The sequence below is a fragment of the Acinetobacter sp. UBA1496 genome, assembly GCF_002324975.1.
Classification (GTDB): Bacteria; Pseudomonadota; Gammaproteobacteria; order Pseudomonadales; family Moraxellaceae; genus Acinetobacter; species Acinetobacter variabilis.
On the sequence record NZ_DCRI01000049.1, the window covers coordinates 1 to 15087 of the forward strand.

Sequence of the window (15087 nt, forward strand, 5' to 3'; positions counted from 1 at the left end):
TTATGTCGAACTCAGGTTAATTATTGATGAAATTCAGCACTTAAGCGTCAACAAGTCCGGTGGTGAAAAAAAGATGCTTAATTTTTTCGTCACGCTTGTCAATATCATCAGTTTGCCAGTCGTAATGGTAGGAACCCCAAAAGCCCGCCCTATATTTGATGCTGATTTCAGATCAGCCCGAAGAGCTATTGGATTTGGCGCTGTGTTATGGGAGCCGATTAAAAATGAAAAAAATAGTATTTCTCCTCACACCCAGCAAGTCGTCAAGTCTGAATGGGTGGGGTTTACAGATACACTTTGGAAATACCAATGGTTGACCAAAGCAGACCTAACCCTGTCTGAAGATATACGAGAATGTTGGTATGAACTGTCACAAGGTATACCTGATATCGTTGTTAAACTGTTTGTACTGGCTCAAATCCGAGCAATTGAGACTGGGATAGAGCGTATCACCATCAAACTGCTGAAGACCACCTATGAGCAGGATATGATCCCAATCCATGCCATGATTGAGGCGTTACGTAGTCGAGATCCTGCAAGAATTGCGCAGTATTCAGACTTAATTATTCCTGAAGTCGACAAAAAGCTCCTGTACTTACAGGAGAAAATCAGAAAAGCACACTTCGAAAAAGATGATGTCGATATCTATGACGGCAATTCACAGGCGATCCGTATGCATCGTCTACTGATTGAATTGGGCTATCAATCAGATCTATTACCCAACATCATTAAACGAGCTTTTCAGTCTTATCCAGATACAGATATACAAATTTTGTTGCCAGTGATCATGCAATGGCTCAAAGATGAAAATGATCTCGAAAAAGTAATGGACGAAGAGCAGAAAAAGGCGCCTCAATCCACTCGAAAATCCACGAATACTGCTGCAGTCTGGCATCGCTTAGAAAGTGCTGATTTACGTTTTCAATACAGTCAAAAAGAATCCCACCTATCCTTTTACCAACATCTAAAAAACCACACAGAGTACGTGCTCGATATTGAGCAATGGCTCAGGGAGAGTTAACAGTATGTTTAATTTTCCGATGCCTCATGTCGATGAGCTGATATATAGTACTGTAGCGCGTGCTGGAATACGTTTGGCACTTACCAGTCCCAAACAGCTCCTCGATGAAGTGTTTCAGAACCGTAAAGTTTCTGCGACCGTAGATCTTCCCTCTCATTTGGACAAAATTCTGCAGTGGCTACCCTCAGCACACTATGACGTAATGTATCTCATTAACCATCACACATTATTTCCACTGTATGCATTCTTTATTCCTGAAGAAAGACGACAGGACTGCTTACGATTCATGCAAGGAGCATCGCATGGTGCCTTACACTTAACAGTGGGGTTGAATGCATCGAAAGTTCGTATTCCAGAATACTTACGCTATTGCCCTCAGTGTTTCGACGAACAATTACAAATATATGGAGAATGGTATTGGTCAAGACTATGGCAAGTTCCAGGCGTCACTTGCTGCCTTCAACATGGCAAGCTACTTAATAGTAGTGTGAAATACAGACCAATCCATAAGCATGAATTCAAAGCCGCCTGTGTGGATAATTGTCCAATACTTGAACAAGAACCCGCATCCCCAGACGAAATTTTAATTGCCCAAAAAGCCACTGAACTCTGTTCACTTGCAAACAGCTCTTCTGCCACCTTACAGCAATGGACGCTTTTCTATAAAACCCTTGCCTCAAAGCACGGTATGGTCAAAGGCGATCATCACATCATATATGAACTCATTTATCAGAAAATCATGCAACGCTGGTCTATGTCATTTTTGGTACAACATGGACTAGGTGAGATAGACACAGAAAATAGTTGGCTTAAAAATATCTTTAGAAAGCATAGACGTAGCTTCAGCTACTTAGAACATTTAATTGTAATTGAAGCATTTTATGCTGGAAGTGATTGGTCTTTTCAAGATATCTTCAAAGAGGTGAAAGCCTGCCATGCTACCCCAATGCGTCCTTCAAATGACACCTCACAGGAAAACTTACAGTCCGAGGTTATCCAGGCTCAACGCCATTCATGGTTAACAGCTTTAGCACAAAATTCCATTATTGAAGCAAGAAAACAGAATACAGCACTTTATGCTTGGCTGTACCGTAATGATAAGAAGTGGCTGATGGAGACCAACAGTCAGAAACAGATGCCATTTATTCCCTCTGGAAAAAAGGTCAATTGGAGACAACGTGATTGGGATGGTGTTAAATATTTACTTCGTTTAAATCAAAAATTAGTCGATAATCTTGACTCTCCTCGACGGACAAAAACTTGGTGGATCAAGCAATTAAAAAACCCATCAACTATTGAAAAGAATTTAGATAGCTTGCCATTAATCGTAAAATTTCTAAGCACATACCAAGAGGATGTTAGCTGCTATCAAATTCGGCGCTTATCACGTGAACTTCTGCTAAATAAACTCAAAAATGAGTCTATCCCCTTGTGGGTGTTACTCAGAAAAGCTGGCTTAACAACAGACAGAATGACAAAAGAAACCCGAACCTTCCTCAACCAGGTCATACAATATGATCAGATTATTAAGGTGTAATAATGCTGAAAAACTTTCCTGAGAATGCCCTTATTCGTTCAATAGGGACTATTTATAAAGAACAAAAAAACCAAGCTTGGATGATCGAACTCCAACTCAACGACCTGATGTCGAAAAAAAAATATCCTCTCGGGGTTAGATTTTCAAATATGCATTTACTTGCACGTCAAAGATGTTTAAAACCAACTCCAGATTACAAATCGGCAGAGCCACTCATTCTGACTTATAAAATCGAACATCTCAGACGCTGGCACAATACATGCAACATCTATAGCAAACAAAATCAGTTGTCTCAGATCATGACTGATCTTGATCATCGCTATGAAAATACCTTAGTGCATTTGCCCAAGCTTGAACTTGCCCGTGCTTTGTTTTTTCATAATGCATACTTTGCCCGTAATGTGTTCAATCCAGAATTTTTGGATGCAGAGTTCTTTGTCCAAAAAAGAACCAAAGATCATTACATTATTCATGAATTAGTGTCAAAAAGTTTTCCTTCTACGCTCTATGACTCTGTTGAAATACGCAGTGTTCTCTCTTGGATCCTGATTAATCGTGAAATCAAAGCCTGCTATAAAAGTATTGGCGCCCACTTTATTTCACAAAAATATCAAGACAGATCAAGAGAGAAATGGAATTTCGACTTTAGTTGTCCGTCTTTAAGAAATACAGAAATTACGGTAAAAGCCTATTACTCAAAAGAATCAGATCAGATTTATATCAATGAAATTCTTGAAATTAAAAATATACAACCCAAACTTCCTAAGCTGGTTGAGTTTTCTAGCTCTCACTTTATCCAAAAACAGAATGGAAAGAACAGTTCAACAAAAGGTAGCTATCGTATTGAAAAAATGCCAGAAGAACCTGATATTGATGATCTACAGGAAGCAAGTTCAGATAAGGGTGCAGTGATTATCAAATCTGAACCAGTACTGTTAAGTTTTCAGCAACCGATCCGTACCGCAAAACGCTATATAAAACACAAGGGGATGAACAGATCATATGGGGAAGAACGAGGTACCTTTGATGATCCAGATGTCGTTGCGACAGATGAACCATCAATATTAGGAACCATTGGTCAAGGTGAATTCATGGGTCTCGCAGATGATCTGCAATATCTAGAATATTACAGTGAAGGCCTTACCGCATTCAAAGAAATGATCCTGGGCTTAAATGAGTCAAAGGTTATCGTATTAGACTCCGAAGATCCACATTACCATCGTTTACCCAAGGTAGGTAAATCACGGCTACACTACACCTATAAAGATCAGCCTCGAACATTGCTTGAGTTCAGATTCAAATATCAAGGCAAGGCTTTAAGTATTTTTGAAATTGATCTTGATGACCACGTGAAGAGTATTTCTACCCTAATAATTCAATGGAAGGCTAACACACAGCCTAGTCAAGAGGTCATTAAGAAACTTACACGGATGATTGTGAAACGCTCTTTACGTTGGCCTACTAAGGAAACACTTTCAGAATGGGGGTCATTTAAAACCATTCATCATCCTAAAAAGTCACAGAAATCCATGCAATATACTTCGGATGAAATAGAGCTATGGCGGCAGAATATTATCAGACACTTATCTACCTTAGGGCGTTCTCCACTCAATTAATCCTAGATAATACGATTAAAAGTAATGCTGTACATGTATCGTGTGTTGGTGACAAATACTGTAAACATTGAAGTATTCCCCCCTATAAAGGATGTCTTTCGGTAATTTTTTAGTAAAGACTTATTCAGGCTGTTAAAATACTTAGCTAAGATGTGCTTACCAGATGCTCATCTTTAAATTATATTTTTATATCTTTTCCTTTTTTGAGGGATATTGCAGGATTACATGACAAAACTAACTTGCTTTAAAGCCTATGATATTCGCGGCAAACTCGGTACAGAACTTAACGAAGACATTGCCTATAAAATAGGCCGTGCCTATGCTCAGATTTACCAGCCTAAAACAGTCGTTGTGGGCTGTGATGTGCGCCTCAGCAGTGAAGCCTTAAAGCAGGCCACGATCCGCGGCTTAAATGATGCCGGTGTCAATGTTTTAGACTTAGGCATGACTGGTACTGAAGAAGTGTATTTCGGTGCTTTCCATTTAGATGTGCAAGGTGGTATTGAAGTCACTGCCAGTCATAACCCGATGGATTATAACGGCATGAAACTGGTGCGTGAAAATGCTCGCCCGATCAGTGCCGATACCGGCCTGAAAGATATTCAAGCCTTAGCGGAATTTGGTCAGTTCATTGAAGTTAGCCAAAAAGGTCATACTGAAAAATATAATATCCTGCCTGAATTTGTCGATCATCTAATGACATATATCGACCCTGTAAAAGTTCGCCCGTTAAAACTGGTGGTGAATGCCGGTAATGGTGCTGCAGGTCATGTGATTGATGCGATTGAGGCAAAGTTTAAGGAACTGAATATTCCTGTCGAATTTATCAAGATTCACCATGAAGCGGATGGTAACTTCCCAAATGGTATCCCTAATCCAATTCTGGTTGAAAACCGTGACAGCACTCGTGAGGCAGTCATTCAGCATGGTGCGGATATGGGGATTGCCTGGGATGGCGACTTTGACCGCTGCTTCCTGTTTGATGAAAAAGGCCAGTTTATTGAAGGCTATTACATTGTGGGGCTGTTAGCACAGGCTTTCTTGCTGAAACAGGCCGGTGAAAAAATTGTGCATGATCCGCGTCTGGTCTGGAACACTTTTGATGTGGTGGAGCAGTATCAGGGCGAAGCAATCCAGTCTAAATCAGGGCATGCCTTTATTAAAGATGTGATGCGTGAGCACAACGCGGTTTATGGCGGGGAGATGAGTGCCCACCACTATTTCCGTGACTTTGCCTATTGTGATAGCGGTATGATTCCATGGTTACTGGCGATTGCGGTACTGTCTGAAACCGGTCAATCTTTATCGAGTCTAGTTGAAGAGATGATTGCCAAGTTCCCATGCTCAGGTGAAATTAATTTTAAAGTGGCCGATACCCAGGCCACCATTCAAAATATCTTTGAGCACTATGCCGATCAGAACCCGGCCATTGACCAGACCGATGGCGTAAGTCTGGATTTTGGTGCCTGGCGTTTTAATGTACGGGCCTCCAATACCGAGCCGTTATTGCGTTTGAATATTGAAAGCCGCCGTGACCAGCAACCCAAACCAATGCAAGACTATATCGATGAATTGACCCGCTTGATTCAGGCTTAATACAAAAAATGGAGCATAAATGCTCCATTTTTTTATTGTACGAGGATCTGAACCTACTTAACGATAGCCATTGGGATTCTGTTTTTGCCAGTTCCAGCTATCAGCCAGCATATCTTCCAGACCATACTGTGGTTGCCAGCCTAACTCGGCAATAGCACGCCGATTGTCTGCAAAAGAGGTTGCCACATCGCCCGCCCGGCGCGGTGCCAGTTCAAATGGAATCTGTACCCCATTGACCTGTTCAAAGGTATTTTTCACCTGCAACACGGAAATCCCGTTTCCGGTTCCAATATTCCAGGCACGACAGCCCTGGGCATTTAAACAGTTATTCAGTGCGCATAAGTGTGCATTGGCCAGGTCCACCACATGGATATAATCGCGGACGCCTGTGCCATCGACGGTATCGTAATCGCTACCAAAGATTGAAAGTTTTTCACGACGACCGACAGCCACCTGGGTCACATAAGGCATCAGGTTATTTGGAATGCCTTGCGGATCTTCACCAATTTGGCCACTTTTATGCGCACCAACCGGATTAAAATAACGTAATAAGGCAATTGACCAGCGCTCATCAGCAACTGCCAGTTTTTCCAACATTTGTTCAATAATCAGTTTGGTATAGCCATAATTGTTGCTTGGCATCCCCGTTGGCATTTCTTCATTTAAAGGAGAAATATTGGCTTCATCATACACCGTTGCAGAGGAACTAAAGACCAGTTTAAACACCCCTGCGCGTTGCATCGCCTGCGCCAGACTGATAGATCCGGCAATATTATGCTCAAAATAAGCCAGTGGAATTTGCTGACTTTCCCCCACTGCTTTAAGGCCGGCAAAATGAATCACCGCATCAATCTTGTGCTGTTGGAACAGCTGATCCAGACCGGCACCATCCCGAATATCCCCTTCAATAAAATGAAGACTTTTCTGGGTCAGTGCTTGTACCCGTTGTAATGATTCTGCCGAACTGTTTGACAAATTATCCAGCACCACCACCTGATGCCCGGCATTGAGCAGCTCCAGACAGGTATGCGAACCAATATAACCGGCGCCACCGGTGACCAGAATATTAGCCATCTGATTTTCCTAATAAAATGTGTAATAAACCCTGTGTCGAAGCATCCAGTGCCGATACATCCTGCTGCTGGCCATTTAAAATCGGTAACAGCTGATTGGCAATTTCCTTGCCTTTTTCTACGCCCCACTGATCAAAGGGGTTAATATTCCAGATTACCGACTGGACAAAGACCTTATGCTCATACAAGGCAATCAGCATCCCCAAGCTATACGGGTTCAGTTCCTGGATTAAAAAGGTTGAACTCGGCTGATTACCGGCATATTGCTTATACGGTGGCAGACTGGCCAGCTCGGCCTGATCTAGCGCCTGATTACCAAAAGCCAGTAAGCGCGATTGCGCCAGACAGTTAGACAGGGCCAGATGGTGCTGCTCGACCAGCGCTTCTGCACTTTCGGCATAGGTAAACTGGTTGGCATTGTAGCGTTTGACTGGCGCAATAAAATCACAGCTGACCGCCTGTGTGCCCTGATGCAGCAGCTGATAAAACGCATGCTGGGCATTCGGTCCCACTTCACCCCAGACAATTGGACAGGTATCCAGTTCAACCGCGTCGCCACTGCGCTGAATCGATTTACCATTCGACTCCATTTCCAGCTGCTGCAGATAAGAGGCAAAATATTTTAAGCGGCCATCATAGGGCAAAACCGCATGGGTCTGAATATCCAGGAAATTATTGTTCCAGATCCCGAGCAGGCCCATCAACACCGGAATATTCTGTGCAAAGGGTGCGGTCTGGAAATGCTGATCCACCGCATAGGCACCGGCCAGAAAGGCTTTAAAGCCTTCCACCCCAATAATTAGCGCAATCGGCAAGCCGATACAGGACCAGAGTGAATAACGGCCACCCACCCAATCCCACAGCAGGAACTGGTTTTCTGGCGCAATGCCCCATGCAGTCATTTTATCAGGCTTGGTCGAGACCCCAACAAAATGATGCTGTAATACACGGGCCTGTTTGCCCAAGGCTTTTTCCAGCCACAAACGGACAGTTTGCGCATTGGACAAGGTATCAATGGTGCCAAAAGACTTGGAGGAAATAATAAACAGCGTGGTTTCCGGACGCAGCTTATGCAGCAGATCCGAGAGCTGGCTGCCATCCATGGTCGAAACGAAATGTACGCTCAACGGCTTGGCACTTGGATGTTTAAAATCGGACAGCGCCTGAGTGGCCATCAAAGGGCCCAAGTCTGAACCACCAACGCCGATATTGACCACATCCTGAATTACTTCACCGGTCGCACCGCGGCACTGCCCGGCATGAATTTTTTCCACCAGCTGATACATACGCTGTAGCTGGGTTTGCACCTGCTGTACCAGTTCCGGATGGGTACTGTCCTGTTCCGGCAAACGCAGCGCCCAATGCATGGCTGCACGCTGTTCGGTATAGTTAATCGTATCGGTGAAAAACAGGGTGTTGATCCAGCCGGATAAGTCATGTGCCTCAGCAAAGTGTATCAGCTGCGCCAGTACTTCGGCATCAATACGCTGCTTGCTATAATCAAAAACCAGCGATTTTAAACGTACGGAGAAGTGCTCGAAACGCTGCGCATCCTGGGCAAATAAATCGGTTAAATGGCGCTGTTCAAACTGATTTTTTAAAGTCTGTAACTGTAATAACAGTGAATCACGCGTATGTAGCGCTGCTGAACTGCTCATTAGCGTCCTACTCCCATATAGGCAAAGCCTTGCGCTTTGACAAACTGCGGATCATAGATATTACGTCCATCTAAAATTAGTGGATGCTGCATACTGTTGAGCAGGGTTTTATAGTCCGGACTCCAGTAATGTTTCCAGGCGGTTAACAGGCACAACGCATGGCTGCCTTTAACAGCTTCATACTGGTCCTGACACAAGATCAGGTCATCGCGTTCGCCATACAGTGCCTGAATTTCCGGCAAGGCTTGCGGATCATGTAATTTAACCGTGAGCCCTTGTGCCCAGAGTGCCTTGAGCATGGCGTGAATGGGTGAATGGTGCACGCGTGAGGTATTTTCCTTAAACGCAGCACCCCAGATGGCAATAGTTTTGCCTTTTAAATTGCCCTGATAATAGTTCCACAGTTTGCGAAACAGCAGCTCTTTTTGCTGCTCGTTAATTTCCCAGACCTGGGCCAAAAGCTGGCTTTTGACACCGGTAGTTGACACGGTATTGGCCAGGGTTAAAACATCATGCGAGAAGTTTTCTCCGCCAAAACCGGCACCCGGATACATATAGGACGCGCCAATCCGGCTATCGGCGGCCATGCCCTGGCGCACATGTTCAATATCAATGCCCAGTTTTTCTGCCACCACAGCCAAGTCATTGATGTAACTGATTCGGGTTGCCAGCATGCCGGAAATGCTCAGCTTGGTAAATTCCGCATCCAGCACCGGCATAAACAGGTATTGCTGCTTACGCGGGAATAAAGGACGTAAAAATTCCTGCACTTTGCTCTGCACCTGCGGGTTCATACAGCCCACAGTCAGCTGTTCCGCCTGGGTAATACTGGCCAGTGCATTGCCTTCCTGACTCATATCTGGCAAATACACCCAATCATCTTCAGGCAGCAGCTGTTTCAAACGTGCCGTCCCCTGCAGACCTAAAGTTGAAGCATTGATCATCAGTTTTGGATGAATGATCGGGCGCTGCTGGAGCTGCTGCAACAATTCAATCAGCAGCGGTTCTTCAGCCGGGTTCAGGCTAAACAGATAGACATCCATCTCCAGACTCAGCTCTTTCAGGCTACAGTAATGCAGAAAGCCTTGGGCATGTTGCTGCTGCAACAGACGGTTGACTGCCTCATCCTGAAAATCAGGTGCTTCCGGGCTATCTTGCTGGAAAATGTCACACCAGTAGACCTTGTGCCCACATTCTGCCAATAGCGCCGCCATCACCCCGGCATAAAGCGTTCGACCAAAAACTGCAACCTTCATGCTGACCTCTGCCCTGTATTAGTCTTTAAGTTCTTGAATCAACTGTTTAAATGCTGCACCTAAACTTGGATGGCCCACTCCGTAATGTAAGACCGCCTTTAAATAGCCCAGTTTGCTGCCGCAATCAAAGGTCTGGCCTTTCATGCGGTAGGCTTCGACGGTTTCCAGCTGCTGTAATGCAGCAATGGCATCAGTCAGCTGGATTTCATTCCCGGCCCCTTTCGGTGTGGTGGCCAACAGCTGCATAATTTTGGCCGGCAATACATAACGCCCAATCACGGAAAGATTAGAAGGTGCAGTACCGACCGCCGGTTTCTCGACAATCCCCTGCATTACCGCACTCTGGCCTTCTGCAGGGGCAGCAGCAACATCCACAATGCCATACTGATCGACCAGATGCTCCGGCACGGCCTCAACCATAATCTGCGCTGCTTGGGTGGCATTAAAACGTTCAATCATCAAGGCCAGATCATTTTTTTCTGCTTGGTCTTTGACCAGTACATCTGGCAGTAACACGGCAAAAGCCTCATCACCGACAATATCTTTGGCACACAGCACTGCATGACCCAGGCCCAGCGGCTGTGGCTGACGCACACTGACCACGCTGACCTGCGGCGGTAAAATTTCGGTAATTTCTTTTAGCAAATCCCACTTTTGCTTCTGCTCTAATGTGGTTTCCAGTTCAAAGTTACGGTCAAAGTAGTTTTCAATTGACGCTTTGGAAGAATGCGTGACCAGAATAATCTGCTCAATACCGGCAGCAACCGCTTCACGCACCACATATTCAATCGCTGGACGATCGACCACCGTCACCATTTCTTTGGGAATAGATTTACTGGCCGGTAAAAAACGGGTACCCAAACCTGCAACAGGTAAAATCGCCTTCTTAATCATATACTTTAACCTGATCTCAATATTTTAATTTACTTTAACTTCTTTACCACGTTGATAGCCATCAACATAGTGCTCCAGCTGGCTTAATGCCCAATCAATATCCGATTGCACCGCGGTTAAATCATTGAAACGCTCAAACACCTGCAATAACTCATCCAGAGGATACATTTTTTCATAAGAACGCAAAATCCGGCTGTGTTGTGTCATTTCGGTATTATCGGCATCAATCAGTAATTCTTCGTAAAGTTTTTCACCAGGACGTAAACCGGAGTACTGGATTTCAATATCGCCGTCCTGACTATCGGCTTCACGGACTTTCAGGCCACTCAGCGCAATCATCTGACGGGCCAGGTCCTGAATCCGTACCGGCTCGCCCATATCCAGCAGGAACACATCACCACCATGACCCAAGGCACCGGCCTGAATTACCAGCTGTGAAGCTTCGGGAATGGTCATAAAGAAACGGGTCACATCCGGATGGGTCACAGTAATCGGGCCGCCCTTGGCAATCTGCTGTTTAAATAGAGGCACCACAGACCCCGATGAACCAAGCACGTTCCCAAAACGTACAATACTGATCTGGGTCTGGTCCTGCGCTTCTGCCATGGCCTGACAATACAGCTCAGCCATACGTTTTGATGCACCCATGACATTGGTCGGACGTACGGCTTTATCGGTTGAAATTAGCACAAAGGTTTCAACGCCATTTTTGACGGCTGCATTCAGGCTAAAAGCGGTACCAATTGCATTATTTTTCAGGCCGGCAATCGGGTTACATTCTACCAATGGTACATGCTTATATGCCGCCGCATGATAGACCGTCTGCACCGCATATTGTTCAATAATCCGTTCCAGTTTGGCCTGATCCAGAACCGTACCCAGAATCGGGATAATTTCGACATTGGATGCCAGACGCAGTTCTTTATCAATACTGTACAGGGCAAATTCGGTCAGCTCATAAATCACCAGTTTCTGCGGCTGGTTTTTAATAATCTGGCGGCATAGCTCGGAACCAATTGAGCCACCAGCACCTGTAACCATCACCACTTTGTCTTTAATATTTTTTTCCAGCAGCTCTGCCACAGGCGGCACCGGATCACGACCCAGCAAGTCAATAATATCAACTTCCTGAATATCGGAGACGCGGATTTCACCATCCACCAGTTTGGTCAGGCCCGGAATTTCAGTAATTTTTAAATGTGCCGGTTCCAGAAATTTAACGATTTCACTTTTGCGGCTACGCCCTACAGAGGGTAAGGCAATTAAAATTTCATCAATCCGCAATTTGGCAAAACATTTAAGCGCTGTTTCCGGCAAATAGACATCAATCCCGCCAATATTCTGTCCACTTAAAGAAGGATTATCATCAATAAATAAAATGGGTAAATGTTCATTGGAACGGGTTAAAGTCGCAGCGACCTGCTGACCAGCATTGCCTGCTCCATAAATCGCGATACGTTTTTTCGGGATACCCGCCTGTACATAAGAACGGACAATAAAACGGATGAACCCACGGCTAAACCATACCCAGGCGAACATCATAAAGCCGAACATCAGTGGAATAGAAGTGGGAATAAAAGCATCTGTTAAATAGGCCAAGGCATAGAGTCCCGCCACCGCCAGAAAGGTCGCTAGCCCCAGTTTGACCATAAATACTTCATTGTAGGTACGCACAATAAAGCGATACACCCCAAACACAAACAGCAGGATAACCGCAATTGCACTGACCCACAGTGAACCAAACGGAATATTCGGCACCACCTCTGCACCAAGGTCAAACTGACGAATGGCATAACACAGCCAGATTAGGACTGGGAATACACAGAAATCCAAAATGACCAGAAAAGCCAGTTTGGCAGCACGAGGGGATTCGATGAGTGGAATAACGATGGATTTCATATAGTTTTCAATAAGTCATATCTTAATTTAAAAGAATTTGTTATTAAGATTTATGTCCAATACGGGTCCCCACCTCTAAAAAAGAGCCAGACGGAATTCTCTGTCCGCCTGCGATGTTTACGCCAACACTTAAATGACTAAAGTGTTCGATCACCACATCATGATCTAGCAAGGTCCCAATATTAAGAAGCACACCATCTTGAATAATCGTATTCGTGCCAATTATACACCCTGCCATAATACTTACCCCCTGACCAATTTGAGCAGAAGGTGAAATTACAGCCTGTGGATGTATGATAGTGGCGAGTGGTATTGATAAATCAAGCAGTAATTGTTGCCATTTTTGTCGTATTTGGTTATTCCCGACCGCAACAATTGCCTCCATATTCTCTTGCTGAAGCTGAGACAAGTTTTGAATATTGGTGATGATTGAATATTGGCCTACTTGTTTTTGCTCAGGCCAGCGGTCATCCACAAAGTAAATTTTCTGCCATTGTGCAGATAATGCTGCCACTTCAGCAATGGATTGACCAAAGCCCCCTGCTCCCAGAATCAGCAGATTTTTTTTAGGCATCTGGATGTCCTGCTTTTAATTTCATTGCAATTAATATAAGCGGTAAATAGGCCACCAATACCATAAACTCTGGATAAGCCAATGGCTGGGTAACGGTATAATAGGCTAGTGGCAATAACCACAATAAGTTAATCGCTGCTACCGCCAATGTCACAGGCGTATGACTACCCCATTTGCGCGATAAGATTTGATAACTATGACTACGATGGGCATCATACATTTTATAACCGCTCAGCACGCGCTTAATAAGCGTATAGGTGGCATCCACCACAAACATTCCTAAACAAATAATCCATGCACAAAACAGAGCTAAATTTTCTTTGAGGGCGATGAGCGCCAAAATCCCTAAGGTTAGCCCTAAGAACCCACTACAGGCATCACCCATAAAAATTTTGGCTTTTGGAAAGTTCCATAATAGAAAACCAAATACACAAGCTGCCAATAACCACAGGATGTCTGAATTAAGTGAGGTATTTAGTACAGCGTATAAAATTGCCATACTGACTGTAGTGGTGATAGCCTCAACACTGGCAATACCGTTAATGCCATCCATAAAGTTATATAGATTCAGCAACCATACCAAAAACAGTACAGCAATAATATTGGCAATAAAGCCCAGCTCTAAACTATTAAAAGCGGTCACTTCAGCAAAACCACCCAAGCTCATCACCACGCCAATCGCCACTAAAAAATGTACGACTAAACGCAGCATGGAGTTAATATGGCCATGGTCATCTAAAAAACCAAGTAAAGCGATGACAAAGCCCGCTGCCATAAGAGTTAAACCAATATGTACGGTCAAGTGTTGGCTATATATCAGCACAGCCAGCGCCAACAAGTAGCTACACACCACCGCAACACCACCACCACGGGGCGTGGGTACACTGTGAGAGCTACGTTCATTGGGGTTATCTATTATATTTTTCTTTAGGGCGTAGGCACGCATGAAATAGGTCATCGCAAACGCAAGTAAAAAGAAAATAATAAGGGGTAGCATGGACATATTTGTGACTAAGCTCAGTTTTGATGCGCTGTATTAAACATTTTTTCTAGGCTTGTATCGACATTATACGGTGCTGTCCAACCTAAAATTTGAGTATTTTTAGTGGTATCTACTACCAGTTCTGAACATAGACGTGAGGCAACCGCTTTTTTCCCCACCAAACTTGCCAGAAAATTGATCAAACTTTTTGGTACAGGTAGCATTAGCAATTGATTATTTTGATATTTTGCTAATTTTTCAAATAGTTGTTTGACTGAAATGTCATCCTGATCACTGGCTAAAAATACTTCACGGTTGGCATTTGGATGCGTCATACACGTATGAATCAGATCGGCTAAGTTATAAACACTCACCATACTACGTTTATTGTCTAAGCAACCAATCGGTAAAGGGAGTTTTTTACTTGCCAAGTTCACCATACTTTTAAAGTTGGCTTTTACATTAGGCCCATAAATGAGGACGGGACGAATAATAACCACTTCTAAACCTGTGCGTTGAGATAGCGCAAGTAAGGCTTGTTCTGCTTCATATTTAGATAGGCCATACGGGTCATCTGTATGAACATCGTCATTAGGACAAAAGGCTTGCGTGGTGGTTTGTTCACCATTGACTTTAATGCTGCTTAAGTAAATAAAGCGTTTGACGCCACTTTGTACTGCTTTTTGTGCAAGGTTTAATGTGCCTTGTACATTGGTTTGGCGATATGCTTCAAGTGGTGATGCAGCGGTTTCATTCATTACATGCGCACGACCTGCACAGTGGACAATGACATCAACTTGCGATAAATCTATATGTTCTAAATCATCATTCAGATCAAAATTGATATTACGAATATTCGGATGAGCAAATATTTGGGCTTGGCGAGTATGCGCTAAAACAGAATAGTCTTTTTCAGCCAAAAAATTAGATAAATATTGACCTAAAAAACCGTTGCTACCTGTGAGTAAGACCTTCATATTT

Annotated in this window: 12 protein-coding genes; 4 read left to right on the plus strand and 8 right to left on the minus strand. The window is 44.0% G+C overall.

Going from position 1 to position 15087, the window contains the following annotated elements; all coding sequences use genetic code 11:
• The 4 genes from B3143_RS05410 to B3143_RS05425 all read left to right on the plus strand — a co-directional run.
• A partial coding sequence (locus B3143_RS05410; protein WP_286739774.1) for an AAA family ATPase occupies window positions 1-1021 on the plus strand: 1021 nt, incomplete at its 5' end.
• 4 nt (window positions 1022-1025) lie between these two features.
• The gene (locus B3143_RS05415; RefSeq protein ID WP_286739775.1) at window positions 1026-2558 is read left to right on the plus strand and encodes a TnsD family Tn7-like transposition protein; all 1533 of its coding nucleotides are present in this window, start codon (window positions 1026-1028) and stop codon (window positions 2556-2558) included.
• Window positions 2559-2560: 2 nt separating this feature from the next.
• On the plus strand, window positions 2561-4174 hold the full coding sequence (locus tag B3143_RS05420; protein ID WP_286739776.1) for a Tn7-like element transposition protein TnsE: 1614 nt from the start codon (window positions 2561-2563) through the stop codon (window positions 4172-4174).
• A gap of 225 nt (window positions 4175-4399) precedes the next feature.
• The gene (locus tag B3143_RS05425) at window positions 4400-5770 is read left to right on the plus strand and encodes a phosphomannomutase CpsG (protein ID WP_286739777.1); all 1371 of its coding nucleotides are present in this window, start codon (window positions 4400-4402) and stop codon (window positions 5768-5770) included.
• A gap of 57 nt (window positions 5771-5827) precedes the next feature.
• Here the strand turns inward: B3143_RS05425 and galE are convergent, their stop codons facing one another.
• The 8 genes from galE to B3143_RS05465 are packed head-to-tail and all read right to left on the minus strand — an operon-like array spanning window position 5828 to window position 15083.
• Complete coding sequence (galE, locus tag B3143_RS05430) at window positions 5828-6844, minus strand: UDP-glucose 4-epimerase GalE (RefSeq protein ID WP_286739778.1); 1017 nt, start codon at window positions 6842-6844, stop codon at window positions 5828-5830.
• The gene (gene pgi, locus B3143_RS05435) at window positions 6837-8501 is read right to left on the minus strand and encodes a glucose-6-phosphate isomerase (RefSeq protein WP_286739779.1); all 1665 of its coding nucleotides are present in this window, start codon (window positions 8499-8501) and stop codon (window positions 6837-6839) included. Before pgi ends, galE begins: the two co-directional genes overlap by 8 nt.
• Window positions 8501-9757, minus strand: a complete 1257-nt coding sequence (locus B3143_RS05440) for a nucleotide sugar dehydrogenase (protein ID WP_286739780.1) — start codon at window positions 9755-9757, stop codon at window positions 8501-8503. The genes pgi and B3143_RS05440 overlap by 1 nt, the downstream gene beginning before the upstream one ends.
• Window positions 9758-9775: 18 nt before the next feature.
• Window positions 9776-10651: a UTP--glucose-1-phosphate uridylyltransferase GalU gene (gene galU / locus B3143_RS05445; RefSeq protein ID WP_286739781.1), complete on the minus strand. Its 876-nt coding sequence runs from the start codon at window positions 10649-10651 to the stop codon at window positions 9776-9778.
• 24 nt (window positions 10652-10675) lie between these two features.
• Window positions 10676-12550, minus strand: a complete 1875-nt coding sequence (locus B3143_RS05450) for a nucleoside-diphosphate sugar epimerase/dehydratase (protein WP_286739782.1) — start codon at window positions 12548-12550, stop codon at window positions 10676-10678.
• A gap of 43 nt (window positions 12551-12593) precedes the next feature.
• The gene (locus B3143_RS05455; protein ID WP_286739783.1) at window positions 12594-13124 is read right to left on the minus strand and encodes an acetyltransferase; all 531 of its coding nucleotides are present in this window, start codon (window positions 13122-13124) and stop codon (window positions 12594-12596) included.
• Window positions 13117-14127, minus strand: a complete 1011-nt coding sequence (locus tag B3143_RS05460; protein ID WP_286739784.1) for an MraY family glycosyltransferase — start codon at window positions 14125-14127, stop codon at window positions 13117-13119. The genes B3143_RS05455 and B3143_RS05460 overlap by 8 nt, the downstream gene beginning before the upstream one ends.
• Before the next feature lie 14 nt (window positions 14128-14141).
• Window positions 14142-15083 carry an NAD-dependent epimerase/dehydratase family protein gene (locus B3143_RS05465; RefSeq protein WP_286739785.1) on the minus strand — a complete coding sequence of 314 codons (942 nt, stop codon included), beginning with the start codon at window positions 15081-15083 and terminating at the stop codon, window positions 14142-14144.
• Between the last annotated feature and the right edge of the window lie 4 nt (window positions 15084-15087).